The sequence below is a fragment of the Bacillus sp. FSL E2-0195 genome, from assembly GCF_038003645.1.
In the GTDB taxonomy this organism is placed as follows: domain Bacteria; phylum Bacillota; class Bacilli; order Bacillales; family Bacillaceae_G; genus Bacillus_A; species Bacillus_A mycoides.
Window position 1 is genome coordinate 129,941 of record NZ_JBBOPN010000001.1, and the last position, 25,779, is coordinate 155,719.

At 40.9% G+C, this 25,779-nt stretch carries 36 protein-coding genes and 2 rRNA genes; 36 read left to right on the forward strand and 2 right to left on the reverse strand.

The window, feature by feature from the left end:
• From rpsC to MHH59_RS00855, 32 genes are all read left to right on the forward strand, one after another.
• Positions 1-660, forward strand: a complete 660-nt coding sequence (rpsC, locus tag MHH59_RS00700) for a 30S ribosomal protein S3 (protein ID WP_002009771.1) — start codon at positions 1-3, stop codon at positions 658-660.
• Position 661: 1 nt separating this feature from the next.
• Entirely contained in the window at positions 662-1,096 is a 435-nt protein-coding gene (gene rplP, locus MHH59_RS00705; RefSeq protein WP_000928969.1) for a 50S ribosomal protein L16, read from the forward strand.
• A complete protein-coding gene (rpmC, locus tag MHH59_RS00710) occupies positions 1,086-1,286 on the forward strand; it encodes a 50S ribosomal protein L29 (RefSeq protein WP_002091523.1) in 201 nt (66 codons plus the stop codon). Before rplP ends, rpmC begins: the two co-directional genes overlap by 11 nt.
• Positions 1,287-1,306: 20 nt before the next feature.
• Positions 1,307-1,570 carry a 30S ribosomal protein S17 gene (gene rpsQ, locus MHH59_RS00715; RefSeq protein WP_002091526.1) on the forward strand — a complete coding sequence of 88 codons (264 nt, stop codon included), beginning with the start codon at positions 1,307-1,309 and terminating at the stop codon, positions 1,568-1,570.
• Between the two features lie 43 nt (positions 1,571-1,613).
• Entirely contained in the window at positions 1,614-1,982 is a 369-nt protein-coding gene (rplN, locus tag MHH59_RS00720; RefSeq protein WP_000615912.1) for a 50S ribosomal protein L14, read from the forward strand.
• 38 nt (positions 1,983-2,020) lie between these two features.
• Complete coding sequence (gene rplX / locus MHH59_RS00725; protein ID WP_000558201.1) at positions 2,021-2,332, forward strand: 50S ribosomal protein L24; 312 nt, start codon at positions 2,021-2,023, stop codon at positions 2,330-2,332.
• A gap of 26 nt (positions 2,333-2,358) precedes the next feature.
• Complete coding sequence (gene rplE / locus MHH59_RS00730) at positions 2,359-2,898, forward strand: 50S ribosomal protein L5 (RefSeq protein WP_002091528.1); 540 nt, start codon at positions 2,359-2,361, stop codon at positions 2,896-2,898.
• 33 nt (positions 2,899-2,931) lie between these two features.
• Positions 2,932-3,117 (forward strand): 30S ribosomal protein S14, encoded by a 186-nt coding sequence (rpsN, locus tag MHH59_RS00735; RefSeq protein ID WP_001085700.1) that lies wholly within the window; start codon positions 2,932-2,934, stop codon positions 3,115-3,117.
• 29 nt (positions 3,118-3,146) lie between these two features.
• Positions 3,147-3,545: a 30S ribosomal protein S8 gene (gene rpsH / locus MHH59_RS00740; protein ID WP_002009764.1), complete on the forward strand. Its 399-nt coding sequence runs from the start codon at positions 3,147-3,149 to the stop codon at positions 3,543-3,545.
• Positions 3,546-3,577: 32 nt separating this feature from the next.
• Positions 3,578-4,117: a 50S ribosomal protein L6 gene (rplF, locus tag MHH59_RS00745; protein WP_002009762.1), complete on the forward strand. Its 540-nt coding sequence runs from the start codon at positions 3,578-3,580 to the stop codon at positions 4,115-4,117.
• Between the two features lie 31 nt (positions 4,118-4,148).
• Positions 4,149-4,511 (forward strand): 50S ribosomal protein L18, encoded by a 363-nt coding sequence (gene rplR, locus MHH59_RS00750; protein WP_002009761.1) that lies wholly within the window; start codon positions 4,149-4,151, stop codon positions 4,509-4,511.
• 21 nt (positions 4,512-4,532) lie between these two features.
• Positions 4,533-5,033 (forward strand): 30S ribosomal protein S5, encoded by a 501-nt coding sequence (gene rpsE / locus MHH59_RS00755; RefSeq protein WP_002009759.1) that lies wholly within the window; start codon positions 4,533-4,535, stop codon positions 5,031-5,033.
• Between the two features lie 13 nt (positions 5,034-5,046).
• Complete coding sequence (gene rpmD / locus MHH59_RS00760) at positions 5,047-5,229, forward strand: 50S ribosomal protein L30 (protein ID WP_002009757.1); 183 nt, start codon at positions 5,047-5,049, stop codon at positions 5,227-5,229.
• Between the two features lie 33 nt (positions 5,230-5,262).
• Entirely contained in the window at positions 5,263-5,703 is a 441-nt protein-coding gene (gene rplO, locus MHH59_RS00765) for a 50S ribosomal protein L15 (protein WP_002009754.1), read from the forward strand.
• A complete protein-coding gene (gene secY / locus MHH59_RS00770; protein WP_002124688.1) occupies positions 5,703-7,004 on the forward strand; it encodes a preprotein translocase subunit SecY in 1,302 nt (433 codons plus the stop codon). Before rplO ends, secY begins: the two co-directional genes overlap by 1 nt.
• A gap of 54 nt (positions 7,005-7,058) precedes the next feature.
• Positions 7,059-7,709, forward strand: a complete 651-nt coding sequence (locus MHH59_RS00775; RefSeq protein ID WP_002124689.1) for an adenylate kinase — start codon at positions 7,059-7,061, stop codon at positions 7,707-7,709.
• On the forward strand, positions 7,709-8,455 hold the full coding sequence (gene map / locus MHH59_RS00780) for a type I methionyl aminopeptidase (protein ID WP_000582542.1): 747 nt from the start codon (positions 7,709-7,711) through the stop codon (positions 8,453-8,455). The genes MHH59_RS00775 and map overlap by 1 nt, the downstream gene beginning before the upstream one ends.
• A 68-nt stretch (positions 8,456-8,523) precedes the next feature.
• The gene (gene infA, locus MHH59_RS00785) at positions 8,524-8,742 is read left to right on the forward strand and encodes a translation initiation factor IF-1 (RefSeq protein ID WP_001029884.1); all 219 of its coding nucleotides are present in this window, start codon (positions 8,524-8,526) and stop codon (positions 8,740-8,742) included.
• A gap of 35 nt (positions 8,743-8,777) precedes the next feature.
• The gene (gene rpmJ / locus MHH59_RS00790) at positions 8,778-8,891 is read left to right on the forward strand and encodes a 50S ribosomal protein L36 (RefSeq protein WP_000868344.1); all 114 of its coding nucleotides are present in this window, start codon (positions 8,778-8,780) and stop codon (positions 8,889-8,891) included.
• 21 nt (positions 8,892-8,912) lie between these two features.
• Positions 8,913-9,278, forward strand: a complete 366-nt coding sequence (gene rpsM / locus MHH59_RS00795; protein ID WP_002009746.1) for a 30S ribosomal protein S13 — start codon at positions 8,913-8,915, stop codon at positions 9,276-9,278.
• 24 nt (positions 9,279-9,302) lie between these two features.
• Positions 9,303-9,692 (forward strand): 30S ribosomal protein S11, encoded by a 390-nt coding sequence (rpsK, locus tag MHH59_RS00800; RefSeq protein ID WP_002009745.1) that lies wholly within the window; start codon positions 9,303-9,305, stop codon positions 9,690-9,692.
• Between the two features lie 180 nt (positions 9,693-9,872).
• Positions 9,873-10,817, forward strand: coding sequence for a DNA-directed RNA polymerase subunit alpha (locus MHH59_RS00805; protein WP_002009743.1), 945 nt, complete (start codon positions 9,873-9,875; stop codon positions 10,815-10,817).
• 35 nt (positions 10,818-10,852) lie between these two features.
• Positions 10,853-11,215, forward strand: a complete 363-nt coding sequence (gene rplQ / locus MHH59_RS00810; protein ID WP_000331490.1) for a 50S ribosomal protein L17 — start codon at positions 10,853-10,855, stop codon at positions 11,213-11,215.
• Between the two features lie 104 nt (positions 11,216-11,319).
• Positions 11,320-12,162, forward strand: coding sequence for an energy-coupling factor ABC transporter ATP-binding protein (locus MHH59_RS00815; protein ID WP_002009740.1), 843 nt, complete (start codon positions 11,320-11,322; stop codon positions 12,160-12,162).
• A complete protein-coding gene (locus MHH59_RS00820; protein ID WP_002124690.1) occupies positions 12,138-13,019 on the forward strand; it encodes an energy-coupling factor ABC transporter ATP-binding protein in 882 nt (293 codons plus the stop codon). The genes MHH59_RS00815 and MHH59_RS00820 overlap by 25 nt, the downstream gene beginning before the upstream one ends.
• Positions 13,007-13,801, forward strand: coding sequence for an energy-coupling factor transporter transmembrane component T family protein (locus tag MHH59_RS00825; RefSeq protein WP_002124692.1), 795 nt, complete (start codon positions 13,007-13,009; stop codon positions 13,799-13,801). The genes MHH59_RS00820 and MHH59_RS00825 overlap by 13 nt, the downstream gene beginning before the upstream one ends.
• 14 nt (positions 13,802-13,815) lie before the next feature.
• Positions 13,816-14,559: a tRNA pseudouridine(38-40) synthase TruA gene (truA, locus tag MHH59_RS00830; protein WP_002124694.1), complete on the forward strand. Its 744-nt coding sequence runs from the start codon at positions 13,816-13,818 to the stop codon at positions 14,557-14,559.
• A 152-nt stretch (positions 14,560-14,711) separates the two neighbouring features.
• Positions 14,712-15,149 carry a 50S ribosomal protein L13 gene (gene rplM, locus MHH59_RS00835; RefSeq protein ID WP_002029337.1) on the forward strand — a complete coding sequence of 146 codons (438 nt, stop codon included), beginning with the start codon at positions 14,712-14,714 and terminating at the stop codon, positions 15,147-15,149.
• 21 nt (positions 15,150-15,170) lie between these two features.
• Positions 15,171-15,563, forward strand: coding sequence for a 30S ribosomal protein S9 (gene rpsI, locus MHH59_RS00840; RefSeq protein ID WP_002009728.1), 393 nt, complete (start codon positions 15,171-15,173; stop codon positions 15,561-15,563).
• A 162-nt stretch (positions 15,564-15,725) separates the two neighbouring features.
• On the forward strand, positions 15,726-16,154 hold the full coding sequence (locus tag MHH59_RS00845) for a DUF2521 family protein (RefSeq protein WP_340850752.1): 429 nt from the start codon (positions 15,726-15,728) through the stop codon (positions 16,152-16,154).
• Between the two features lie 66 nt (positions 16,155-16,220).
• Positions 16,221-16,934, forward strand: a complete 714-nt coding sequence (cwlD, locus tag MHH59_RS00850; RefSeq protein WP_002009721.1) for an N-acetylmuramoyl-L-alanine amidase CwlD — start codon at positions 16,221-16,223, stop codon at positions 16,932-16,934.
• 144 nt (positions 16,935-17,078) lie between these two features.
• Positions 17,079-18,146, forward strand: coding sequence for an Mrp/NBP35 family ATP-binding protein (locus MHH59_RS00855; RefSeq protein ID WP_002009718.1), 1,068 nt, complete (start codon positions 17,079-17,081; stop codon positions 18,144-18,146).
• 53 nt (positions 18,147-18,199) lie between these two features.
• Here the strand turns inward: MHH59_RS00855 and gerD are convergent, their stop codons facing one another.
• A complete protein-coding gene (gene gerD, locus MHH59_RS00860) occupies positions 18,200-18,814 on the reverse strand; it encodes a spore germination lipoprotein GerD (RefSeq protein ID WP_002009716.1) in 615 nt (204 codons plus the stop codon).
• 139 nt (positions 18,815-18,953) lie between these two features.
• Between gerD and kbaA the strand changes: the two genes are divergently transcribed.
• On the forward strand, positions 18,954-19,565 hold the full coding sequence (gene kbaA, locus MHH59_RS00865; RefSeq protein ID WP_002124701.1) for a KinB signaling pathway activation protein KbaA: 612 nt from the start codon (positions 18,954-18,956) through the stop codon (positions 19,563-19,565).
• Between the two features lie 124 nt (positions 19,566-19,689).
• Here kbaA and pdaB read toward each other — a convergent pair whose 3' ends face one another.
• A complete protein-coding gene (gene pdaB, locus MHH59_RS00870) occupies positions 19,690-20,454 on the reverse strand; it encodes a polysaccharide deacetylase family sporulation protein PdaB (RefSeq protein ID WP_002091556.1) in 765 nt (254 codons plus the stop codon).
• A 193-nt stretch (positions 20,455-20,647) separates the two neighbouring features.
• On the opposite strand from pdaB, the gene MHH59_RS00875 reads away from it, so the two are divergent.
• The 3 genes from MHH59_RS00875 (at position 20,648) to MHH59_RS00885 (ending at position 25,710) form a co-directional block, all read left to right on the forward strand.
• Positions 20,648-20,866, forward strand: coding sequence for a hypothetical protein (locus MHH59_RS00875; protein ID WP_033708173.1), 219 nt, complete (start codon positions 20,648-20,650; stop codon positions 20,864-20,866).
• A gap of 224 nt (positions 20,867-21,090) precedes the next feature.
• A 16S ribosomal RNA gene (locus MHH59_RS00880) occupies positions 21,091-22,642 on the forward strand.
• A gap of 146 nt (positions 22,643-22,788) precedes the next feature.
• Positions 22,789-25,710 (forward strand): 23S ribosomal RNA (locus tag MHH59_RS00885).
• The 16S and 23S rRNA genes sit together here, the layout of an rRNA operon.
• The last annotated feature ends 69 nt before the right edge of the window (positions 25,711-25,779 follow it).

Below are 25,779 nucleotides of genomic sequence, written 5' to 3' on the forward strand. Positions count from 1 at the left end.
ATGGGTCAGAAGGTTAATCCAATTGGTCTTCGTGTCGGTATTATCCGCGACTGGGAATCTCGTTGGTTCGCTGAGAAAGATTATGCTACGTTATTACATGAAGACATCAAAATCCGTGAGTACATTACTGTACGCTTAAAAGATTCTGCTGTTGCTAAAGTAGAAATCGAACGTGCAGCAAATCGTGTAAATGTTACAATTCACACTGCAAAACCTGGTATGGTAATTGGTAAAGGTGGTACTGAAGTTGAAGCACTTCGTAAAGCTCTTAACCAATTAACAGGCAAGCGTGTACACATTAACATTTTAGAAGTTAAGAGAGCTGATCTTAACGCTAAATTAGTGGGCGAAAACATCGCTCGTCAATTAGAAAACCGTGTATCATTCCGTCGTGCACAAAAGCAAGTTATTCAACGTGCTATGCGTGCAGGAGCAAAAGGTATTAAAACACAGGTTTCTGGTCGTCTTGGCGGGGCTGATATCGCTCGTGCAGAATCTTACAGTGAAGGAACTGTTCCACTTCATACACTTCGCGCTGATATTGACTATGCAGCAGTTGAAGCTGATACAACATACGGTAAATTAGGCGTAAAAGTATGGATCTACCGTGGAGAAGTCCTTCCTACAAAAAAGAAAGCTTCTGAGGAAGGAGGAAAATAATATGTTAATGCCAAAACGCGTAAAATATCGTAGAGAGCATCGTGGTAAAATGCGTGGTCGTGCAAAAGGTGGAACTGAAATTGCTTTCGGTGAATTCGGTTTACAAGCACAAGCTGCTTCATGGATTACAAACCGTCAAATCGAAGCTGCTCGTCGTGCAATGACTCGTTACATGAAACGTGGCGGTAAAGTATGGATTAAAATTTTCCCTTCTAAACCTTACACTGCAAAACCTCTAGAAGTACGTATGGGTTCCGGTAAAGGGGCACCAGAAGGCTGGGTAGCAGTAGTAAAACCTGGGAAAATTATGTTTGAAATCGCGGGTGTATCTGAAGAGGTAGCACGCGAAGCATTACGTCTTGCAGCTCACAAACTACCTGTGAAATGTAAGTTCGTAAAACGTGAAGAAAATGGTGGTGAATCTAATGAAAACTAATGATATTCGTGAATTAACCACTGCCGAAATCGAAACAAAAGTTAAAGCTTTAAAGGAAGAATTGTTCAATCTTCGCTTCCAACTTGCTACAGGACAATTAGAGAATCCAACTCGCATCCGTGAAGTGCGTAAAGCGATTGCTCGTATGAAAACTGTAGTTTGTGAAAGAGAGATCGGAATTAATCGATAAATTGAGGGGAGGTTTGCATAGTGAGCGAACGTAACCAACGCAAAGTTTATACTGGTCGTGTTGTGTCTGATAAAATGGACAAAACGATTACAGTTTTAGTTGAAACTTACAAAACTCATTCCTTGTACGGAAAACGTGTTAAGTATTCTAAAAAGTACAAAGCCCATGATGAGCAAAACCAAGCAAAACTTGGCGATATCGTTAAAATCATGGAAACTCGCCCGCTTTCTGCTACTAAGCGTTTCCGTTTAGTTGAAATCGTTGAAGAAGCGGTTGTTATCTAAATAGACGAATCGGAATTTTTAGTCCGAAGGGAGGTTTCATAACATGATCCAACAAGAATCTCGTTTGAAAGTTGCTGACAACTCTGGTGCACGTGAACTTTTAACAATTAAAGTATTAGGCGGCTCTGGTCGTAAATATGCTAATATTGGTGATATTATCGTTGCTACGGTAAAACAAGCAACACCAGGTGGCGTTGTTAAAAAAGGTGACGTTGTTAAGGCAGTAGTGGTACGTACGAAGAGCGGAGCTCGTCGTCCGGACGGTTCTTATATTAAATTTGATGAAAACGCAGCGGTTATCATCAAAGACGATAAGAGCCCACGTGGTACTCGTATCTTCGGACCAGTAGCTCGTGAATTACGTGATAGCAACTTCATGAAGATCGTTTCTTTAGCTCCAGAAGTTCTATAATTTAAGGTATTGCCTTGCTAAGGAGGTGCAGAATTAAGATGCATGTAAAAAAAGGTGATAAAGTTCAGGTAATCACTGGTAAAGACAAAGGAAAACAAGGCGTTATCCTTGTGGCTTTCCCAAAGCAAAACCGTGTTATCGTTGAGGGTGTTAACATCGTTAAAAAACACTCTAAGCCATCTCAATTAAATCCACAAGGTGGAATTATTACGAAAGAAGCACCTATTCACGTTTCTAATGTTATGGTATTAGATCCGAAAACAGGCGAACCTACTCGCGTAGGCTTCAAAGTAGAAGATGGTAAAAAAGTTCGTATTGCAAAAAAATCTGGTGAATTATTAGATAAATAATTTTCTTAAGAAAGGAGGTCACTTCATTGAATCGCCTTAAAGAGAAGTTCCAAAAGGAAATTACTCCTGCTCTAATGAGCAAGTTTAACTATAAATCTGTGATGGAAGTACCGAAAATCGAAAAGATCGTAATCAACACTGGTGTTGGTGACGCGGTATCTAACTCAAAAGCTTTAGACAATGCAGTAGAAGAATTAACGCAAATCGCAGGTCAAAAACCTGTTGTAACTCGCGCTAAAAAATCAATCGCTGGTTTCCGTCTTCGTGAAGGTATGCCAATCGGTGCGAAAGTAACTTTACGCGGACAACAAATGTATGAGTTCTTCGACAAATTAGTATCAGTTTCTTTACCACGTGTACGTGATTTCCGTGGTGTTTCTAAGAAATCATTCGATGGTCGTGGGAACTACACATTAGGTGTTAAAGAGCAACTAATTTTCCCTGAGATTGATTATGATAAAGTAAGTAAAGTCCGCGGTATGGACATCGTAATCGTTACTACAGCGAAAACTGATGAAGAAGCTCGTGAACTTTTAACACAATTCGGTATGCCATTCCAAAAATAATGGAAGCCAACGCTAAGTAGAGGAGGCGAAAACGTGGCTAAAAAATCTATGATCGCGAAACAAAAGCGTACTCCTAAGTTTAAAGTACAAGAGTATACACGTTGCGAACGCTGCGGTCGTCCGCATTCTGTATACCGCAAATTTAAGCTTTGCCGTATTTGTTTCCGTGAACTTGCATATAAAGGTCAAATTCCTGGTGTTAAAAAAGCTAGTTGGTAAAACCCACAAATGGGAAGGAGGTAAAACACATGGTGATGACAGATCCAATTGCAGACATGCTTACTCGCATCCGTAATGCGAACATGGTACGTCATGAGAAATTAGAGGTTCCTGCTTCTAAAATCAAAAAAGAGATCGCTGAACTTTTAAAACGTGAAGGTTTCATTCGTGATGTAGAATACATTGGGGATAACAAACAAGGTATCCTTCGTATTTTCCTGAAATATGGTGCAAACAATGAACGTGTAATCACTGGATTAAAACGTATCAGTAAACCTGGCTTACGCGTTTACGCAAAAGCTGATGAAGTACCACGTGTACTTAACGGATTAGGTATCGCTCTTGTTTCTACATCTAAGGGAGTAATGACAGACAAAGACGCTCGTCAATTACAAACTGGTGGAGAAGTAGTAGCATACGTTTGGTAATATATATTTAAAACGAACGGAGGTGTGACCACATGTCTCGTATTGGTAAAAAGATTCTTGAAATCCCTGCAGGTGTTACTATTACAGTTGCAGAAGACAATACTGTAACAGTAAAAGGCCCTAAAGGTGAATTAACTCGTACTTTCAAAACTGATATGTCTATCAAAATTGAAGAAAATACACTAACAGTTGAGCGTCCATCTGAACAGAAGGAACACCGTGCATTACACGGTACAACTCGTGCTTTAATCGGAAACATGGTTGAAGGTGTAACTACAGGTTTCGTACGCGGACTTGAATTAGTCGGTGTTGGTTACCGTGCTCAAAAACAAGGAGATAAACTTGTTTTAAGCGTAGGTTATTCTCATCCAGTAGAAATGACTCCAGAAGCAGGACTTGAAGTTGAAGTACCTGTACCAACTAAAATCGTAATTAAAGGTATCGACAAGCAACGTGTTGGCGAATTTGCTGCTAACATCCGCGCTGTACGTGCTCCTGAACCATATAAAGGTAAAGGTATTCGTTACGAAGGCGAAGTTGTTCGTCGTAAAGAAGGTAAAACTGCTAAGTAAACCCGTTAGGTGAAAGAAAGGAGTGACAAGAATGATCACTAAAGCTGCTAAAAATGCGACTCGTAAGAAAAGACATGCACGTGTACGTGCTAAACTTACTGGTACTGCAGAACGTCCACGTTTAAACGTGTACCGTTCTAACCAACATATTTACGCTCAAGTTATTGATGATGTAAATGGTGTAACATTAGTAAGTGCATCTACTCTTGATAAAGACCTTGCTCTTAACGGTACTAGCAATACTGAAGCTGCTACGAAAGTTGGAGAATCAGTTGCTAAGCGTGCTGTAGAGAAAGGCGTTAAAGAAGTAGTATTTGATCGCGGTGGTTACTTATACCATGGCCGTGTTAAAGCTCTAGCTGAAGCTGCTCGTGAGGCTGGATTACAATTTTAATGGTCAAAGGAGGGAAAATTGATGCAACGCATTGACCCAAGTAAATTAGAACTTGAAGAACGTGTAGTTACGATAAATCGTGTCGCGAAAGTTGTTAAGGGTGGTCGTCGTTTCCGCTTTGCTGCACTAGTTGTAGTTGGCGATAAAAACGGTCATGTTGGATTCGGTACTGGTAAAGCACAAGAGGTACCAGACGCAATCCGTAAAGCTATCGAAGACGCTAAGAAAAACCTAATCGCTGTACCATTAGTTGGTACAACAATTCCTCACACAATCAACGGTCATTTTGGAGCTGGTGAAGTATTCTTAAAACCTGCTGCTGAGGGTACTGGTGTTATTGCTGGTGGACCTGTTCGTGCGGTACTAGAATTAGCTGGTGTACAAGATATTCTTTCGAAATCTCTTGGTTCTAACACACCAATCAACATGATTCGCGCTACTGTGAACGGATTAAGCGAACTTAAGCGCGCTGAAGATGTTGCAAAATTACGCGGTAAATCTGTAGAAGAGCTACTAGGTTAAGGAGGGAAAACAAATGGCGAAAAAGTTAGAAATTACCCTCACTCGTAGTGTAATTGGTCGTCCACAAGATCAACGTGCGACGGTAGAAGCTTTAGGTCTTAAAAAGTTGAATTCAACTGTAGTTAAGGAAGAAACTCCTGCTATTCTTGGTATGATCAACAAAGTTTCTCACCTTATCTCTGTAAAAGAAGCTTAAGGATAACTCATTAATATAAGGAGGTGCCTGGGAATGAAACTTCATGAATTAAAACCTGCAGAAGGTTCTCGTAAAGTACGTAACCGTGTCGGTCGTGGTATCGGTTCTGGTAACGGTAAAACTGCTGGTAGAGGTCATAAAGGACAAAACGCACGTTCTGGCGGCGGTGTTCGTCTTGGCTTCGAAGGTGGTCAAACTCCACTATTCCGTCGTTTACCAAAACGCGGCTTCACAAACATTAACCGTAAAGAGTTTACTATTGTAAACTTATCAACGTTAAATCGTTTTGAAGATGGTACAGAAGTAACACCTGAATTATTGCTGGAAACTGGCGTTATCAGCAAATTAAACGACGGTGTTAAAATTCTTGCAAGCGGAGCAGTAGAGAAAAAATTAACTGTTAAAGCGCACAAGTTCTCTTCAAGTGCTAAAGAAGCAATTGAAGCAGCTGGCGGATCAGTTGAGGTGATCTAATGTTTCGTACAATCTCCAACTTTATGCGCGTTGCTGAGATAAGACGTAAAATATTATTCACTTTAGCGATGTTAGTCGTATTCAGGATTGGCACGTTTATCCCAGTGCCATTTACAAATGGAGACGTACTGAAAGCACAAGATCAATTAAATGCCTTAGGTATCCTAAATACATTTGGCGGTGGCGCCTTGAAAAACTTCTCCATCTTCGCGATGGGAATCATGCCGTATATTACAGCATCCATCATCGTGCAATTATTGCAGATGGATGTTGTTCCTAAATTTTCGGAATGGTCGAAGCAAGGCGAAATGGGCCGTCGTAAACTAACGCAATTCACGCGTTACTTTACAATTGTTCTTGCGTTTATTCAGGGGTTTGGTATGTCAATCGGTTTTAACGGTATGGTAGGTGGGCAATTAATTTTGAATCCAGGTTGGAGCACTTATTTATACATTGCTACGGTACTGACTGCTGGTACTGCATTTTTAATGTGGTTAGGTGAACAGATTACAGCTAAAGGTGTAGGTAATGGTATTTCCATTCTTATCTTTGGCGGTATTGCCGCAGCGATCCCAAGTGTTATATCTCAAGTGTATCAACAACAGTTTCAAAATATCGGAGATCAATTGTTCATGAGTATCGTTAAAGTTGCATTGATTTTACTAGCTGTGCTAGCGGTTATTGTTGGTGTTATTTTCATTCAACAGGCTGTTAGAAAGATCCCAATTCAATACGCGAAGCGTGTAACAGGAGGGAATGGGAATCATGCTGGAGCACAAAACACTCATTTACCACTTAAGGTAAATAGTGCGGGTGTTATTCCAGTCATTTTTGCTGTTTCATTCTTAATTACGCCTCCAACTATTGCACAGTTCTTCCCGAAACATGATGTGTCGCAGTGGATTATTGCAAACTTTAACTATTCTCACCCAGTGGGAATGATCATATATGTTGCGCTCATTGTAGCCTTCACATATTTCTATGCATTTGTTCAGGTTAATCCAGAGCAAATGTCAGAGAATCTAAACAAGCAAGGTGGATATGTTCCAGGTATTCGTCCGGGTAAGAATACAGAACAATATCTAACAAAAATCTTGTATCGTTTGACCTTTGTGGGATCAATTTTCCTAGCAGCGATTGCAATCTTACCAGTTATCTTTACGAAATTGGGAAATCTTCCTCCATCTGCACAGATTGGTGGAACGAGTATGTTAATCGTTGTCGGCGTTGCTTTAGAAACAATGAAGCAGCTAGAAAGCCAATTGGTAAAACGCCATTACAAAGGGTTTATCAAGCAGTGAGTAAGTGGGAAGAACTGTCTTCCCTACATGCTCATGTACTGAGGGGGAACAAGGATGAACTTGATTTTAATGGGGCTTCCTGGTGCTGGTAAAGGTACACAAGCCGAACAGATTATTGCCAAGTATAACATCCCTCACATCTCAACAGGAGATATGTTCCGTGCAGCTATGAAGGCTGAAACTGAACTTGGTTTACAAGCAAAATCTTTTATTGATAAAGGTGCGCTTGTTCCAGATGAAGTTACAATTGGAATTGTTCGTGAACGTTTAAGCCAAGAAGACTGTATTAAAGGCTTCTTATTAGATGGTTTCCCACGAACTGTTGCACAAGCATCAGCTCTTGAAGAGATTATGAAAGATCTTGGCAAAAAAATCGACTATGTTTTAAACATTAATGTGGATTCAGGGTTGTTATTAACACGCCTTACAGGCCGTCGCATTTGTAAAGAATGCGGTGCGACTTACCACTTAGAATTCAATCCGCCAGCAAAAGCTGATGTGTGCGATAAATGTGGTGGCGAATTATATCAACGCTCTGATGACAATGAAGAAACTGTAGCAAATCGTTTAGATGTAAATATTAAGCAAACAAAACCTTTGCTTGATTTCTACGAGGAGCTTGGCTACTTACAAAGCATTAATGGTGAGCAAGATATCAATAAAGTATTTGCTGATATCGATGTTCTCATCGGAGACTTAGCGTAATGATCATCTGCAAAACTCCTCGCGAGATAGAAATCATGCGAGAAGCTGGCAGGATCGTTGCTTTAACTCATCAAGAGTTGAAACAACATATTACTCCAGGAATTACAACGAAAGAGCTCGATCAAATAGCGGAAAAGACGATTCGAAAATATGGTGCTACGCCATCTTTTAAAGGATACAACGGATTTCCGGGGAGCATTTGTGCTTCTGTAAATGAAGAGCTTGTACACGGGATTCCAGGGAAGCGTAAGCTCGAAGAGGGCGATATCATCAGTATCGATATTGGTGCGAAATACAATGGGTACCATGGTGATTCTGCATGGACGTATCCAGTTGGAAACATTTCTGAATCTGTTCAAAAGCTACTTGATGTCACAGAAAAATCGTTGTATCTTGGTCTAGAACAAGTAAAACCAGGCGAAAGATTATCAAATATCTCGCATGCGGTTCAAACACATGCTGAAGAGAATGGGTTCTCGATCGTTAGGGAGTATGTTGGTCACGGAATCGGGCAAGACTTACATGAGGACCCTCAAATCCCGCACTATGGTCCACCAAATAGAGGCCCTAGATTAAAGCCGGGAATGGTCATCTGTGTTGAGCCGATGGTGAATCAAGGAAGACGATATGTAAAAACACTATCTGATGACTGGACAGTGGTAACGGTAGATGGTAAATGGTGTGCCCATTTTGAGCACACGATTGCTCTTACAGAAGCAGGATACGAAATCCTTACCACTTTATAAGTAGCTGGCTCTCCGGGATTTCAGAGCAGTGTAAAATGTTACTGATTTGAAGAAGGGAGAACTATTGAATGGCTAAAGATGATGTAATTGAAGTCGAAGGTACCGTTCTTGAAACGTTGCCAAATGCTATGTTCAAAGTAGAATTAGAGAATGGGCATGTCGTATTGGCTCACGTTTCTGGTAAAATCCGTATGAATTTCATTCGTATTTTACCAGGAGACAAAGTTACGGTAGAATTATCTCCGTACGATTTAAATCGTGGTCGTATTACGTACCGTTTTAAATAATATAGCACTCCGTAATCTTTAAGGAGGTTCGAGACATGAAAGTAAGACCGTCAGTTAAACCAATCTGCGAAAAATGTAAAGTTATTCGTAGACGTGGAAAAGTAATGGTTATTTGTGAAAACCCTAAACATAAACAAAAACAAGGTTAATCAGAAGGAGGTGCATTCAAAATGGCACGTATCGCAGGTGTAGATATTCCTCGTGACAAGCGCGTTGTTATTTCTTTAACTTACGTATTCGGCATTGGTCGCACAACTGCTGAAAAAATTCTTACAGAAGCTGGTATTTCTTCGGAAACACGAGTTCGTGATTTATCGGAAGATGAATTAGGACGTATCCGTGATATCATCGATCGTATTAAAGTTGAGGGAGACCTTCGTCGTGAAGTATCTCTTAACATTAAACGTCTAATGGAGATCGGTTCTTACCGTGGTCTTCGTCACCGTCGTGGTTTACCAGTTCGTGGTCAAAACTCTAAAAACAATGCTCGTACACGTAAAGGTCCACGTCGTACAGTAGCAAATAAAAAGAAATAATAAGTAAAGGAGGTTGAACTAACAATGGCACGTAAAACAAACACTCGTAAAAAACGTGTGAAAAAGAATATTGAAGCTGGTATAGCTCATATTCGTTCTACTTTCAACAACACAATCGTAACACTTACAGATACTCATGGTAACGCACTTTCTTGGTCTAGTGCTGGTGCACTTGGTTTCCGTGGATCTCGTAAATCTACTCCATTCGCTGCGCAAATGGCTGCTGAAGCTGCTTCTAAAGTTGCAATGGAGCATGGTTTAAAAACTTTAGAGGTTACTGTTAAAGGTCCTGGTGCTGGTCGTGAAGCTGCAATTCGTGCTCTTCAAGCGGCAGGTCTAGAAGTAACAGCAATTAGAGATGTTACTCCAGTTCCTCATAATGGATGTCGTCCACCAAAACGTCGTCGTGTGTAATTTTTCTGTATAGAATTTTCCCTTTTGTCTATAATGGATATGATGCATTATCGAGAAATTTCGTACAGAAACATCGCTTGTTGTGCACAATCGGGAACTGCCTAAGGGGGACTTTCGGTTAAACAGAGGTTCTTCCTTTGTTTAACCGGGGTTTCGACGTTTTGAAGGAGGGTTTAGTTAATGATTGAAATCGAAAAACCGAAAATCGAAACGGTTGAACTTAACGAAGATGCTAAGTATGGCAAATTCGTGATTGAACCGCTTGAGCGTGGATATGGTACTACTTTGGGTAACTCCTTACGTCGTATTCTTTTATCCTCACTCCCTGGTGCCGCTGTAACTGCTATCCAAATCGATGGCGTTTTACACGAATTTTCAACAGTTGAGGGCGTAGTAGAAGACGTTACGACGATGATCTTAAACTTGAAAAAGTTAGCTCTTAAAATCTACTCTGAAGAAGAGAAGACGTTGGAAATCGATGTACAGGGCGAAGGTATTGTCACAGCTGCTGATATTACTCACGATAGTGATGTTGAAATCTTAAATCCAGATTTACACATTGCGACGTTAGCAAAAAATGCGCATTTCCGCATGCGTTTAACTGCAAAGCGTGGCCGTGGGTATACGCCAGCTGATGCAAATAAAAGCGAAGATCAACCAATAGGAGTAATTCCTATTGATTCTATTTATACTCCAGTATCACGTGTGACTTACCAAGTGGAAAAGACACGTGTCGGACAAGTGGCTAATTATGATAAGCTTACGCTTGATGTATGGACGGATGGAAGCATCGGGCCAAAAGAAGCTATCTCTTTAGGTGCCAAAATCTTAACTGAGCATTTAAATATCTTTGTTGGTTTAACTGACGAAGCACAAAATGCTGAGATTATGGTCGAGAAGGAAGAAGATCAAAAAGAAAAAGTTCTTGAGATGACTATCGAAGAACTAGATCTTTCTGTTCGTTCTTATAATTGCCTAAAACGTGCAGGAATTAATACTGTACAAGAGCTTGCGAACAAAACAGAAGAAGATATGATGAAAGTTCGTAACTTAGGACGTAAATCCTTAGAAGAAGTTAAACATAAACTTGAGGAATTAGGTTTAGGTTTACGTAAAGACGACTGAGGATTTAAACCCATCAACAAAGGAGGGAACTACGAATGGCATACAGAAAATTAGGCCGTACAAGTGCGCAACGTAAAGCTATGTTACGTGATTTAGCTACTGATTTAATTATCAACGAGCGCATCCAAACGACAGAAACTCGTGCAAAAGAACTTCGTTCTGTAGTGGAAAAAATGATCACTTTAGGTAAACGCGGAGATCTTCATGCTCGTCGTCAAGCAGCAGCTTTCATCCGTAATGAGGTTGCTAACGCTGAGACTGGTCAAGATGCACTTCAAAAATTATTCGCTGATGTAGCTCCACGCTATGCTGAGCGCCAAGGCGGATACACTCGTATTGCAAAAATTGGTCCACGTCGCGGAGACGCAGCACCAATGGTAATTATCGAGTTAGTATAATGATGATTAAAAGGGCAGGACAGTTCTTTTCAAGTAACTGGTCATGGCCCTTTTTTTTTAAGTATAAAAATAGGCTAACTTGACGAAAGAAAGGGTGCCTTGTATTGAAAAAAGAGAAACTTCGGACAGAAAATATATCATTTCAATATCCTGGGGCAGCCTCTTATGCATTAAAAGATGTTTCGTTTTCCTTATATGAAGGAGAATGGGTATCTGTTATTGGACAAAATGGTTCAGGGAAGTCTACACTTGCAAAATTATTGAATGGCTTATTTTTACCGGAATCAGGGAAAATTACTTTAAATGATACAATGATTTTATCAGAGGAAACAGTATGGGATGTTCGAAAGCAAATTGGCATGGTATTTCAAAATCCAGATAATCAATTTGTTGGAACGACAGTACAAGATGACGTTGTATTCGGCCTAGAGAACATCGGAATGCCAAGGGAGCAGATGATAGAAAGACTAGAACAAGCTCTGCAACTTGTCCGTATGGAAGATTTTTTAAATGAAGAACCCCATTCGTTATCTGGTGGACAAAAGCAGCGAGTCGCAATAGCAGGTGTTCTAGCACTTCAACCATCTATTTTAATACTAGATGAAGCAACTTCAATGTTAGACCCTCAGGGGAGACGTGAAGTAGTAGAAACGGTCAGACAACTTGTTGATCAAAAGGGTATTACGGTATTATCGATTACGCACGATTTAGAAGAAGCGGCACAGTCAGACCGTATTATTATTTTGAACAAGGGAGAAATATTAGAGGAAGGTACTCCAGAGCAAATTTTCAAATCCTCTCATATGCTCCAAGAGATTGGATTAGATGTACCTTTTTCGGTGAAAATAGCAGAATTATTAAAAAGAAATGAAATTCACTTGCAAAATACGCATCTTACAATGGAAAGCTTGGTGAACGAACTTTGGAGATTACATTCCAAAAAGTAGAACATCGTTATCAATATAAAACTCCATTTGAAAGACGCGCACTTTATGATGTAGACGTGTCGTTTCCAAGTGGGGGCTATTATGCCATTATCGGTCATACTGGTTCAGGTAAGTCGACGATGATTCAACATTTAAATGGTTTATTGCAGCCGACAAATGGTACGGTTCAAATTGGTGAACATTTAATTTCAGCAGGGAAGAAAGAGAAAAAGCTTAAGCCGCTACGAAAAAAAGTAGGGGTTGTCTTTCAGTTTCCAGAACATCAACTATTTGAAGAAACAGTTGAAAAGGACATTTGTTTTGGACCGACTAATTTTGGTGTATCTGAAGAAGAGGCAAAACAAAAGGCGAAAGATGCAATCCAGCTTGTTGGATTGGACATAGAGTTATTAGCACGTTCTCCGTTTGAATTAAGCGGTGGGCAAATGAGGCGTGTTGCAATAGCAGGCGTACTTGCGATGGAACCCGAAGTGCTTGTATTAGATGAACCTACAGCAGGGCTTGATCCAAAAGGACAGCACGAGCTCATGGAGATGTTTTACAATTTGCATAAGGAACAGGGGCTTACAGTCATTCTTGTTACCCATAATATGGAGGATGCCGCTAAGTATGCAGATCAAATAGTGGTCATGCATAAAGGAACGGTCTTTTTGCAAGGAAGAGCAGAGGAAGTATTTTCATATGCTGATGAATTAGAACAAATCGGTGTGGATCTTCCAATGTCTTTAAAGTATAAACGTGCAATTGAAGAGAAGTTTGGTATTTCAATTTCGAAGGCTACCTTATCTTTAGAGGATCTTACTCATGAAGTTGTACAGGTGTTACGAAAAGGTGGTCATGAATCATGCAGCAGTTGATTATTGGGAGATATATTCCAGGTCAGTCACTCATTCATCAACTGGATCCTCGTACGAAGCTGTTGATTGTCTTTTTATATGTATTTGTTGTTTTCTTAGCAAATAATGCGATTTCATATGGATTTTTATTTTTATATGCACTCATTGCTTTATTTTTTGCAAAAGTGCCGATTCGTTATGTACTTTCGGGCTTAAAACCAATTCTGTGGATTTTTCTTTTTACATTTTTCCTGCATATTTTTACAAATAAAGAAGGGGAAGTACTATTCCAGCTTGGTTGGTTTTCGATACATGAAAAAGGATTAGAGCAAGGAATATACATTTCTATACGATTCTTCGTTATTATTTTAATGACGACATTATTAACGTTAACGACGACACCTATTGAAATTACAGATGGGTTGGAGACGTTATTAAAGCCGTTCAAGCGTATAAAAGTTCCTGTTCATGAAATCGCATTAATGATGTCAATTTCACTACGTTTTATCCCGACATTAATGGATGAAACGAGTAAAATTATGAAAGCACAAGCGTCACGTGGCATTGATTTCGCCGGGGGACCGATAAAAGATAGGATGAAAGCTATTATCTCACTACTCGTTCCATTATTTATCAGTGCTTTTAAGCGTGCAGAGGACTTAGCGATTGCGATGGAATCTCGTGGATATAAAAGTGGCGAAGGACGTACTAAATTTAGGCAACTACGCTGGAAAATAAGTGATACAGTAACAATTGTAAGCTTACTTTGTTTAGCTTGTATTTTGGCATGGGTGCGGTCGTAATGGAGAATAGAGAAATGGAAAGAATAAAATGTACAGTTGCATATGATGGCATTCATTTTTGTGGTTACCAAATTCAACCACAGCATCGGACTGTTCAACAAGAAATAGAGAAAGCATTGCAGAAGTTGCATAAAGGAGAACTTGTTCGTGTGCAGGCATCAGGCAGAACGGATTCTACCGTTCACGCCAAAGGACAAGTGATACACTTTGATACACCTTTGTCTCTTGAAGAGTGGCAATGGAGTAATGCTTTAAATACAATGTTGCCGGATGATATTATTATCAGGCAGGTAGAGAAGAAAACAGAAGAATTTCATGCACGTTACGGTGTCGAGAAAAAAGAATATCGCTATCGTGTATTATTATCAAAGACTGCGGATGTATTCCGTAGAAATTATGTATATCAATATCCATATCCACTCGAAATAAACTCTATAAGAAAAGCGATTCCTTATTTTATTGGAACGCATGACTTTACTTCTTTTTGTTCGGCAAAAACTGACAAAAAAGATAAAGTACGAACAATTTATGAAATCGAATTAATTGAGCAAGACGATGAATTAATTTTTCGCTTTGTAGGTAATGGATTTTTATATAATATGGTCAGAATTATTGTTGGTACGTTACTTAGCGTAGGTCAAGGAAAGCTTGATCCAGATAGTATTCCAGAGATTTTAGCGAAACAAAATCGCCAGTTTGCTGGAAAGATGGCTCCAGGTCATGGACTTTACTTATGGCAGGTAAACTATAACAACTAATCCTGGTGTAACATTTGCTTGACATTAGAAACTCAAAAGTATATCATAACATATGGTATTGTTTCTAAAACCACGATTAGCCCCGGAAGGAAATCGTGTTTAAGATAAACAATAGATTTTTTCTATGGAAAAGATAACGAGGAGGGAAACACATGCGTACGACTTTTATGGCAAAAGCTAACGAAGTTGAGCGTAAATGGTATGTGGTTGATGCTGAAGGTCAAACTTTAGGTCGCCTATCTACTGAAGTAGCATCCATTTTACGTGGTAAACACAAACCAACATTTACACCACACGTTGACACGGGTGATCATGTAATTATTATTAACGCTGAGAAAATTCATTTAACAGGTAATAAATTAAACGATAAAATTTACTACCGTCACACTAACCACCCAGGTGGACTTAAGCAAAGAACAGCTCTAGAAATGCGTACAAACTACCCTGTACAAATGTTAGAGCTTGCAATTAAAGGCATGCTTCCAAAAGGACGTTTAGGACGTCAAGTTTCTAAGAAATTAAACGTGTATGCTGGAGCAGAGCATCCACACCAAGCACAACAACCAGAAGTTTACGAACTTCGCGGATAATTAATTAAAGGAGGGCTTACTTTGGCACAGGTTCAATACTATGGCACTGGACGTCGTAAGAGTTCAGTAGCGCGCGTACGCCTAGTTCCAGGCGAAGGACGCGTTATTATTAACGGTCGTGATTTTGAAAACTATATCCCATTTGCTGCATTACGTGAAGTAGTGAAACAACCTCTAGTTGCAACAGAAACTTTAGGTAACTACAATGTACTTGTAAACGTAAATGGTGGTGGATACACTGGTCAAGCTGGTGCTATTCGTCACGGTATTTCTCGCGCTTTATTAAAAGCTGATCCAGAATACCGTCTAACATTAAAACGTGCGGGTCTATTAACTCGTGACGCACGTATGAAAGAGCGTAAAAAATACGGTCTTAAAGGCGCACGTCGTGCACCTCAGTTCTCAAAACGTTAATTTTTGCGAACTACAAACCCCAACCATTTTGGTTGGGGTTTTTTTATGTTTAATTCTTCTTTTGTAATTTTTTTAGCTTGGAATATTTTAGTGCTACCGTCCTACGTATGCTTCTTCTTTAGAAGTTTAGACTAATACGTATTAGGGAGGTTTATAAGTACTATGAATGTCATTGTCAGCTTACAAGAAAAACAAAAAGAAAAGCAGTTAAAATACGAGCGGAAGATGCTGCGAGAATTATCATTAAAAACATTGCGTTTAAATATTCGTGTTGCCTTTCAGATGCAAGAACTTCATCGTCAGTATGAAGATTATTGCATTGAACTAGGGATAGAATCTTATTTATTAGGAGCGAGATACAGTAAATTTGGTTATCATGGCGAATCATTCTTTGATGTGAAATATAGGGCTTTAGAAGAAGAACAACAATTAACTGAAACGTTATTTCAATTTTTAACGAGTATGACTATACGTGAAATTAAGTTGCAAGACGAGGAATTGCTTTTTGAATCTTGCCAGCAGTTTATCGGCTTGTGGTGGCAGGAAGGCTATGAAAAAGGCGAAAGAAGATATCGATTAAAGCTACACTAAGACAAGCATAAACTTTCCTCTTGTCCCATATAAGTAATTAGAGGGACTAGCTGGAGGAGGAAAGGTATGAAGAGAATTCGAATTATCTCTTTTGCGCTCGCTGCGGTTGTTTTGTTTTTTTTAGTTAAACAAGAATTTCAAATTACAAAATCGTGGCGAGCTTGGAATTTACCCTTATCAGGGAAAGTGATTGTACTAGATGCTGGGCATGGTGGGCCAGACGGAGGGGCTGTTGGTGGAAAGGATATTGTAGAAAAAGACATTACACTTGAGATTACAAAAAAGGTACAAGATTATTTACAAGAACAAGGTGCTTTAGTTATTTTAACGCGTGAAGGAGATTATGATTTAGCTAATAAAGATACAAAGTCATATAGTAGACGTAAAGCAGAGGATTTAAAAAAGCGTGTTGAGATCATTAATAAGCCTGATGTAGACTTTTTTGCGAGTATTCATTTAAATGCCCTAACTAGTAGTGGATCTAAAGGCGCACAAACGTTCTACTATCGTTCTTCGATTGAAAATGAACGAGCTGCGAAATTTATACAAGCTGAATTGAGAACAAGCTTAGAAAATACGAATCGTTCTGCTAAAACAATTCCTCACGTGTATTTATTGAAGTATGCCAAAACACCAGGTGCTTTAATTGAGGCGGGCTTTTTATCGAATGTGAATGAAAGATATATGTTAAATTCGGAGAAATACCAACAAAAAGTAGCTGCTGCAATATATCGTGGTATATTACGTTATTTTACGGAAAAAGGAAATCCTCCAGAATAAGGAGGATTTTTTCGAGTTTCTCTCGTTAACGAAGTTTTCCGAAAATATGTTATACTGGAAATGTAAACGCATTTATTTTAAAAATAAAGAGAGATAAATTTAATTAACAATACGTTATTTTTCATACAGGGGGCTGGGCTAATTATGGTAACAAAAGAGCAGGTAGTGGAAGCATTGGAAGGGATTGTAGATCCGTTTATACATAAAACGTTAAAAGAAACAAATGCAATTAAAGAGGTGACAGTCAAGCCTGAGAAGGAACATGTAAGTGTTAAAATTGCAATTGTAAAGACGGGTACAGCGGAACAAATGCAGTTGCAGTCTGGAATTGTAAAGTTAGTAAAAGAACTTGGAGCAACAACAGTGGGACTTCGTTTTGCAGAATTTACAGAAGAGGAATTAGCTCAGTTTGCACCACCGCAAGAGGAAGAGAAAAGTGAATCCTTATTATCACCGAATTCAAATACAACATTTTTAGCAGTGGCAAGTGGAAAAGGTGGAGTAGGGAAATCAACTGTTTCTGTTAACCTTGCAATTGCTTTAGCTCGTTTAGGCAAAAAGGTTGGTATCATCGACGCGGATATTTACGGTTTTAGTGTACCGGATATGATGGGTATAGAAAAACGTCCAATCGTAAGAGGTGATAAGATAATACCAGTGGAGCGTCTAGGCGTGAAAGTAATCTCAATGGGATTCTTTGTAGAAGATAACGCACCTGTTATTTGGAGAGGACCGATGCTTGGGAAAATGTTAAATCACTTTTTCACAGAAGTAGAGTGGGGTGATTTAGATTACTTAGTATTGGACCTACCACCAGGTACGGGTGATGTTGCTTTAGATGTACATTCGATGTTGCCGGCTTGTAAAGAGATTATTGTAACAACGCCGCATCCAACAGCGGCATTTGTAGCAGCGCGCGCTGGAGCCATGGCTTTACGTACAGAACATAGTATTCTTGGTGTTGTTGAAAATATGGCGTATTTTGAAAGTAAAGCAACTGGTGAAAAAGAGTATGTGTTTGGAAGAGGTGGAGGAGATAAATTGGCTACGGAACTCCAAACGGATATACTTGGCCGAATTCCACTTCAACAACCTGATTGGAATAAAGAGGACTTTGCGCCGTCAGTATATGAAGATACACATACAACGGGTCTCATTTATCGTACGATAGCTGAGACAGTTATTGATAAAACAGCTGTTACACAAAAATAAAGTAGTAATGAGTGGACAATATATACATTGTCCACTCAGTTCTATAATTTTTATTATTGTTCTTTGTTCCCATCTTGAGAACCGCCTTCACCACCTGCGCCTTTCTTATCAGACCCACCTTTTTCGGCTTTTTGTACACCTTTACTAATGATGTCAATCATCTTAGCTTGGAAGAGAGGACTTTCGGCAGTTTCAGTTAGTACTTGCTGTAAATATTGACGATATTCTTTACTCTTCATTGTTTGTAACATAATTTTCTCTACTTCAGGATTTTTCATAATCTCTATAACACCTGATTGGTATTCAGGATCTTTTAGTAAAGTTTTCATTAAGTTTGTTTGTTCTTTTCCCATACTTTTAGCAAATTTCGATGAGAACTCAGGGTCTTTAAAGAGCTTTTCCCAGAATTGTTGCCCTTTTTCAGATACCAGTGCATCTTCAATCGTTTTCTTTACTACTGTTTCATCTAGTATGAGTGCTTGTTTCATTTTTTCATCAGTTAATACATCTTGGATCGCTTTTTTTCCTTGATCGGTTTTTAAAATATCAACAATCATTTTTTTTGTTTGATCATAATCAAGTTCGGATTTTGCTTCTTTTTCTTGTGCACATGCCGCTAGTGCTATAAATAGAAAAGAAGAAATCAAAACGAGCAGCATCCGTTTCATAAGTTGGAGCTCCTTTCAGCAAAGTTCTCTTTTTTTAATATAAATCTCTTTAAGGAATTTATACATTAACATGGCTAGCTTTTTGAAATTGTCATTGTTACAATTTAATTAGAAATATAAGAATAATGGGGGATGTGTTGTGAATAGCCGCAAGTGGGTACGACTATTTTTTACGACGTTGTTTCTTGGTGGGATTAGCACAGTCTTTATTGGTTTTGTTTTAGAGTGGGACAAGTACGCTAAATTTTTTCAAAATTTCGACGGAAAAGAGATTTTAGCAATTTCCTTTTGGTTGATGGGCGTAGGATTTATTTTTAGTGTTATAAGTCAAATGGGGTTCTTTGCGTATTTAACGATCCATCGTTTTGGATTAGGGATGTTTCGGTCATCTTCTTTATGGAATACAGTGCAACTGTTCTTTATTGCGTTCGTATTGTTTGATTTCGTTTATTTAAGGTCAGTACTTGTTGCGAATGGGGAAGTTTCATTAGGGAATAACATACTTGTTGCTGGGATGTTATTTGTGTTTGGGGCAATTGTCGCTTATATAAAGAGTAAAGAAACGAATAAAAAAGCATTCGTTCCCGCTCTGTTCTTTATGGTTGTTGTAACAATTCTTGAATGGGTACCAGCGCTCCGGATTAATGATACTGATTGGTTATATTTAATGGTGATACCACTTTTATTATGTAATTCATATCAGTTACTTGTATTGCATCGTTTAATTGGACAAAAGAGTAAGTCAGCTTAATGAGGAGAGTGGATTTTTAATTATCCAGATTCTTATCGTCTGTAAATGCTAGGATAAAAAAGCTCTGCTATCTTAACAAAAGATAGCAGAGCTTTTTATGTGTGAAGAACCGTGTAGAAAGGAACTACTTAATATCTTCACTTTTTGTACTTGTGTTGGAAATAAGTTGTGATACAGATGTTTGTTCATATCCGTCGCTCTTTAATTTTTGTAAGAGTAATGGTAAAGCCTTATTTGTTTGAAGGGCAGAATCAGAAGCATGTAATAAGACGATATCTCCACCCTTTAAATTGCTAGAGACTGTGGAAATGATTTTATTTACGCCGGGATTTTTCCAGTCATTTGAATTGTTACTCCAATGAACGATGGTGTATCCGAGTGATTCCGCTATTTTAAGAGTTGTTTTGTTAAAATCGCCACTAGGTGGACGTAATAGCTTGACTTGTTTTACGCCAAGTTTCGTAAAAACATCTTGTGCCCGCAAAAGATCTCGTCGTATTTCATTTGCTTCTAGTGAAGTGTAGGATGTGTAATTATAGCCCATACTACCAATCTCATGTCCATCTTTCATGATGCGTTCGACAATATCAGGGTGTCTTTCAGCCCATGCAGCAGAGAGAAAGAAGGTTGCATTCTTAATTTCTCTTTCTTTGAGTGTATTAAGGATTGGAATAGCTTTTTTGTCCCCCCAACTAATGTCAAACGTGAATGCAACTTGTTTTTTTGCAGTGTCCCCTTTGTAAATCACTTTAGGGCCAGTAGCAGTTGAAAAAGCAGATTCATGTGAATATGTTTTTAAAAAGAGTAGCCATGCTGTAAATAAGGAAAGTACGATTATTAAGCTAATGTGTTTAAATGTTCTTTTACTCGTAATAAAAAAGAAAAACATAATATTACGCCCCTTTGTCCAATCCTTTTCAGTTACATATATGCTTTAAATTAAAAAAAGAGAACGAGGGATTAATATCGTAAGTGGTGGATATAATGAGTGATAGAATTTTGTTTTTTGATGATACAGTATTGATAATTGAAAATGAGTGGGGCGTTTATCGGTACACGTAAGGAGTTATTGGGGTGATAATTTGCTTGGGATTATGTTGACGAAGGAAGAGAAAAAAGAAATTGAATACATACTGAAGAGAGAGTTAGAGGAACTTTTATTTGATTTTGAAGATGAGCGTATACATAGCGTTGTAAAAAAGGCGATGGAAGAAAGGTATAAAATCATTTTTTGTTTATTTCGGAGAGTTGCTAATAGGGAAGAATGTATTCGTTATGTAAGAAAAAGAATTTTTTATTAAAAAGTGTTGACGCTAAGAGTAAGGATATGATAAATTAATAAACGTCGCTGATGCAGAAACGCAGAAAACGACAAAAAAGAAATTAAAAAACTTAGTTGACATCGAAAAATGAAGATGTTAACATAAGGAAGTCGCAAATGAGCGACTAAGTAGTTCTTTGAAAACTGAACGAAACAAACAACGTGAACGTCAATTTTTATTTTTAGATGCTAGACAAACTAACTTTATTGGAGAGTTTGATCCTGGCTCAGGATGAACGCTGGCGGCGTGCCTAATACATGCAAGTCGAGCGAATGGATTAAGAGCTTGCTCTTATGAAGTTAGCGGCGGACGGGTGAGTAACACGTGGGTAACCTACCCATAAGACTGGGATAACTCCGGGAAACCGGGGCTAATACCGGATAATATTTTGAACTGCATAGTTCGAAATTGAAAGGCGGCTTCGGCTGTCACTTATGGATGGACCCGCGTCGCATTAGCTAGTTGGTGAGGTAACGGCTCACCAAGGCGACGATGCGTAGCCGACCTGAGAGGGTGATCGGCCACACTGGGACTGAGACACGGCCCAGACTCCTACGGGAGGCAGCAGTAGGGAATCTTCCGCAATGGACGAAAGTCTGACGGAGCAACGCCGCGTGAGTGATGAAGGCTTTCGGGTCGTAAAACTCTGTTGTTAGGGAAGAACAAGTGCTAGTTGAATAAGCTGGCACCTTGACGGTACCTAACCAGAAAGCCACGGCTAACTACGTGCCAGCAGCCGCGGTAATACGTAGGTGGCAAGCGTTATCCGGAATTATTGGGCGTAAAGCGCGCGCAGGTGGTTTCTTAAGTCTGATGTGAAAGCCCACGGCTCAACCGTGGAGGGTCATTGGAAACTGGGAGACTTGAGTGCAGAAGAGGAAAGTGGAATTCCATGTGTAGCGGTGAAATGCGTAGAGATATGGAGGAACACCAGTGGCGAAGGCGACTTTCTGGTCTGTAACTGACACTGAGGCGCGAAAGCGTGGGGAGCAAACAGGATTAGATACCCTGGTAGTCCACGCCGTAAACGATGAGTGCTAAGTGTTAGAGGGTTTCCGCCCTTTAGTGCTGAAGTTAACGCATTAAGCACTCCGCCTGGGGAGTACGGCCGCAAGGCTGAAACTCAAAGGAATTGACGGGGGCCCGCACAAGCGGTGGAGCATGTGGTTTAATTCGAAGCAACGCGAAGAACCTTACCAGGTCTTGACATCCTCTGAAAACTCTAGAGATAGAGCTTCTCCTTCGGGAGCAGAGTGACAGGTGGTGCATGGTTGTCGTCAGCTCGTGTCGTGAGATGTTGGGTTAAGTCCCGCAACGAGCGCAACCCTTGATCTTAGTTGCCATCATTAAGTTGGGCACTCTAAGGTGACTGCCGGTGACAAACCGGAGGAAGGTGGGGATGACGTCAAATCATCATGCCCCTTATGACCTGGGCTACACACGTGCTACAATGGACGGTACAAAGAGCTGCAAGACCGCGAGGTGGAGCTAATCTCATAAAACCGTTCTCAGTTCGGATTGTAGGCTGCAACTCGCCTACATGAAGCTGGAATCGCTAGTAATCGCGGATCAGCATGCCGCGGTGAATACGTTCCCGGGCCTTGTACACACCGCCCGTCACACCACGAGAGTTTGTAACACCCGAAGTCGGTGGGGTAACCTTTATGGAGCCAGCCGCCTAAGGTGGGACAGATGATTGGGGTGAAGTCGTAACAAGGTAGCCGTATCGGAAGGTGCGGCTGGATCACCTCCTTTCTATGGAGAATTGATGAACGCAGTTCATCAATAAACGTTGACTTGTTTTGTTTCGTTCAGTTTTGAGAGAACTATCTCTCAAGTTTAAATGTATGTTCTTTGAAAACTAGATAACAGTGTAGCTCATATTTTTTTAATTTTAGTTTGGTTAAGTTAGAAAGGGCGCACGGTGGATGCCTTGACACTAGGAGTCGATGAAGGACGGGACTAACGCCGATATGCTTCGGGGAGCTGTAAGTAAGCTTTGATCCGAAGATTTCCGAATGGGGAAACCCACTATACGTAATGGTATGGTATCCTTACCTGAATACATAGGGTATGGAAGACAGACCCAGGGAACTGAAACATCTAAGTACCTGGAGGAAGAGAAAGCAAATGCGATTTCCTGAGTAGCGGCGAGCGAAACGGAATCTAGCCCAAACCAAGAGGCTTGCCTCTTGGGGTTGTAGGACATTCTATACGGAGTTACAAAGGAACGAGGTAGACGAAGCGACCTGGAAAGGTCCGTCACAGAGGGTAATAACCCCGTAGTCGAAACTTCGTTCTCTCTTGAATGTATCCTGAGTACGGCGGAACACGTGAAATTCCGTCGGAATCTGGGAGGACCATCTCCCAAGGCTAAATACTCCCTAGTGATCGATAGTGAACCAGTACCGTGAGGGAAAGGTGAAAAGCACCCCGGAAGGGGAGTGAAAGAGATCCTGAAACCGTGTGCCTACAAATAGTCAGAGCCCGTTAATGGGTGATGGCGTGCCTTTTGTAGAATGAACCGGCGAGTTACGATCCCGTGCGAGGTTAAGCTGAAGAGGCGGAGCCGCAGCGAAAGCGAGTCTGAATAGGGCGTTTAGTACGTGGTCGTAGACCCGAAACCAGGTGATCTACCCATGTCCAGGGTGAAGTTCAGGTAACACTGAATGGAGGCCCGAACCCACGCACGTTGAAAAGTGCGGGGATGAGGTGTGGGTAGCGGAGAAATTCCAATCGAACCTGGAGATAGCTGGTTCTCCCCGAAATAGCTTTAGGGCTAGCCTTAAGTGTAAGAGTCTTGGAGGTAGAGCACTGATTGAACTAGGGGTCCTCATCGGATTACCGAATTCAGTCAAACTCCGAATGCCAATGACTTATCCTTAGGAGTCAGACTGCGAGTGATAAGATCCGTAGTCAAGAGGGAAACAGCCCAGATCGCCAGCTAAGGTCCCAAAGTGTGTATTAAGTGGAAAAGGATGTGGAGTTGCTTAGACAACTAGGATGTTGGCTCAGAAGCAGCCACCATTTAAAGAGTGCGTAATAGCTCACTAGTCGAGTGACTCTGCGCCGAAAATGTACCGGGGCTAAATACACCACCGAAGCTGCGAATTGATACCAATGGTATCAGTGGTAGGGGAGCGTTCTAAGTGCAGTGAAGTCAGACCGGAAGGACTGGTGGAGCGCTTAGAAGTGAGAATGCCGGTATGAGTAGCGAAAGACGGGTGAGAATCCCGTCCACCGAATGCCTAAGGTTTCCTGAGGAAGGCTCGTCCGCTCAGGGTTAGTCAGGACCTAAGCCGAGGCCGACAGGCGTAGGCGATGGACAACAGGTTGATATTCCTGTACCACCTCTTTATCGTTTGAGCAATGGAGGGACGCAGAAGGATAGAAGAAGCGTGCGATTGGTTGTGCACGTCCAAGCAGTTAGGCTGATAAGTAGGCAAATCCGCTTATCGTGAAGGCTGAGCTGTGATGGGGAAGCTCCTTATGGAGCGAAGTCTTTGATTCCCCGCTGCCAAGAAAAGCTTCTAGCGAGATAAAAGGTGCCTGTACCGCAAACCGACACAGGTAGGCGAGGAGAGAATCCTAAGGTGTGCGAGAGAACTCTGGTTAAGGAACTCGGCAAAATGACCCCGTAACTTCGGGAGAAGGGGTGCTTTCTTAACGGAAAGCCGCAGTGAATAGGCCCAAGCGACTGTTTAGCAAAAACACAGGTCTCTGCGAAGCCGTAAGGCGAAGTATAGGGGCTGACACCTGCCCGGTGCTGGAAGGTTAAGGAGAGGGGTTAGCGTAAGCGAAGCTCTGAACTGAAGCCCCAGTAAACGGCGGCCGTAACTATAACGGTCCTAAGGTAGCGAAATTCCTTGTCGGGTAAGTTCCGACCCGCACGAAAGGTGTAACGATTTGGGCACTGTCTCAACCAGAGACTCGGTGAAATTATAGTACCTGTGAAGATGCAGGTTACCCGCGACAGGACGGAAAGACCCCGTGGAGCTTTACTGTAGCCTGATATTGAATTTTGGTACAGTTTGTACAGGATAGGCGGGAGCCATTGAAACCGGAGCGCTAGCTTCGGTGGAGGCGCTGGTGGGATACCGCCCTGACTGTATTGAAATTCTAACCTACGGGTCTTATCGACCCGGGAGACAGTGTCAGGTGGGCAGTTTGACTGGGGCGGTCGCCTCCTAAAGTGTAACGGAGGCGCCCAAAGGTTCCCTCAGAATGGTTGGAAATCATTCGTAGAGTGCAAAGGCATAAGGGAGCTTGACTGCGAGACCTACAAGTCGAGCAGGGACGAAAGTCGGGCTTAGTGATCCGGTGGTTCCGCATGGAAGGGCCATCGCTCAACGGATAAAAGCTACCCCGGGGATAACAGGCTTATCTCCCCCAAGAGTCCACATCGACGGGGAGGTTTGGCACCTCGATGTCGGCTCATCGCATCCTGGGGCTGTAGTCGGTCCCAAGGGTTGGGCTGTTCGCCCATTAAAGCGGTACGCGAGCTGGGTTCAGAACGTCGTGAGACAGTTCGGTCCCTATCCGTCGTGGGCGCAGGAAATTTGAGAGGAGCTGTCCTTAGTACGAGAGGACCGGGATGGACGCACCGCTGGTGTACCAGTTGTTCTGCCAAGGGCATAGCTGGGTAGCTATGTGCGGAAGGGATAAGTGCTGAAAGCATCTAAGCATGAAGCCCCCCTCAAGATGAGATTTCCCATAGCGTAAGCTAGTAAGATCCCTGAAAGATGATCAGGTTGATAGGTTCGAGGTGGAAGCATGGTGACATGTGGAGCTGACGAATACTAATAGATCGAGGACTTAACCATATAATATGAAGCTAATGTTATCTAGTTTTGAAGGAATATATATTTAAAATTCCTTTTGACATTCTCAAA

Bases quoted from the DNA above. Each gene is read 5' to 3' on its own strand.
- rpsC (WP_002009771.1), top strand. From the start codon at position 1: ATGGGTCAGAAGGTTAATCCAATTGGTCTTCGTGTCGGTATTATCCGC.
- rplP (WP_000928969.1), top strand. From the start codon at position 662: ATGTTAATGCCAAAACGCGTAAAATATCGTAGAGAGCATCGTGGTAAA.
- rpmC (WP_002091523.1), top strand. From the start codon at position 1,086: ATGAAAACTAATGATATTCGTGAATTAACCACTGCCGAAATCGAAACA.
- rplN (WP_000615912.1), top strand. From the start codon at position 1,614: ATGATCCAACAAGAATCTCGTTTGAAAGTTGCTGACAACTCTGGTGCA.
- rplX (WP_000558201.1), top strand. From the start codon at position 2,021: ATGCATGTAAAAAAAGGTGATAAAGTTCAGGTAATCACTGGTAAAGAC.
- rpsH (WP_002009764.1), top strand. From the start codon at position 3,147: ATGGTGATGACAGATCCAATTGCAGACATGCTTACTCGCATCCGTAAT.
- rplF (WP_002009762.1), top strand. From the start codon at position 3,578: ATGTCTCGTATTGGTAAAAAGATTCTTGAAATCCCTGCAGGTGTTACT.
- rplR (WP_002009761.1), top strand. From the start codon at position 4,149: ATGATCACTAAAGCTGCTAAAAATGCGACTCGTAAGAAAAGACATGCA.
- rpsE (WP_002009759.1), top strand. From the start codon at position 4,533: ATGCAACGCATTGACCCAAGTAAATTAGAACTTGAAGAACGTGTAGTT.
- rpmD (WP_002009757.1), top strand. From the start codon at position 5,047: ATGGCGAAAAAGTTAGAAATTACCCTCACTCGTAGTGTAATTGGTCGT.
- rplO (WP_002009754.1), top strand. From the start codon at position 5,263: ATGAAACTTCATGAATTAAAACCTGCAGAAGGTTCTCGTAAAGTACGT.
- secY (WP_002124688.1), top strand. From the start codon at position 5,703: ATGTTTCGTACAATCTCCAACTTTATGCGCGTTGCTGAGATAAGACGT.
- MHH59_RS00775 (WP_002124689.1), top strand. From the start codon at position 7,059: ATGAACTTGATTTTAATGGGGCTTCCTGGTGCTGGTAAAGGTACACAA.
- map (WP_000582542.1), top strand. From the start codon at position 7,709: ATGATCATCTGCAAAACTCCTCGCGAGATAGAAATCATGCGAGAAGCT.
- infA (WP_001029884.1), top strand. From the start codon at position 8,524: ATGGCTAAAGATGATGTAATTGAAGTCGAAGGTACCGTTCTTGAAACG.
- rpmJ (WP_000868344.1), top strand. From the start codon at position 8,778: ATGAAAGTAAGACCGTCAGTTAAACCAATCTGCGAAAAATGTAAAGTT.
- rpsM (WP_002009746.1), top strand. From the start codon at position 8,913: ATGGCACGTATCGCAGGTGTAGATATTCCTCGTGACAAGCGCGTTGTT.
- rpsK (WP_002009745.1), top strand. From the start codon at position 9,303: ATGGCACGTAAAACAAACACTCGTAAAAAACGTGTGAAAAAGAATATT.
- MHH59_RS00805 (WP_002009743.1), top strand. From the start codon at position 9,873: ATGATTGAAATCGAAAAACCGAAAATCGAAACGGTTGAACTTAACGAA.
- rplQ (WP_000331490.1), top strand. From the start codon at position 10,853: ATGGCATACAGAAAATTAGGCCGTACAAGTGCGCAACGTAAAGCTATG.
- MHH59_RS00825 (WP_002124692.1), top strand. From the start codon at position 13,007: ATGCAGCAGTTGATTATTGGGAGATATATTCCAGGTCAGTCACTCATT.
- truA (WP_002124694.1), top strand. From the start codon at position 13,816: ATGGAAAGAATAAAATGTACAGTTGCATATGATGGCATTCATTTTTGT.
- rplM (WP_002029337.1), top strand. From the start codon at position 14,712: ATGCGTACGACTTTTATGGCAAAAGCTAACGAAGTTGAGCGTAAATGG.
- MHH59_RS00845 (WP_340850752.1), top strand. From the start codon at position 15,726: ATGAATGTCATTGTCAGCTTACAAGAAAAACAAAAAGAAAAGCAGTTA.
- cwlD (WP_002009721.1), top strand. From the start codon at position 16,221: ATGAAGAGAATTCGAATTATCTCTTTTGCGCTCGCTGCGGTTGTTTTG.
- MHH59_RS00855 (WP_002009718.1), top strand. From the start codon at position 17,079: ATGGTAACAAAAGAGCAGGTAGTGGAAGCATTGGAAGGGATTGTAGAT.
- gerD (WP_002009716.1), bottom strand. From the start codon at position 18,814: ATGAAACGGATGCTGCTCGTTTTGATTTCTTCTTTTCTATTTATAGCA.
- pdaB (WP_002091556.1), bottom strand. From the start codon at position 20,454: ATGTTTTTCTTTTTTATTACGAGTAAAAGAACATTTAAACACATTAGC.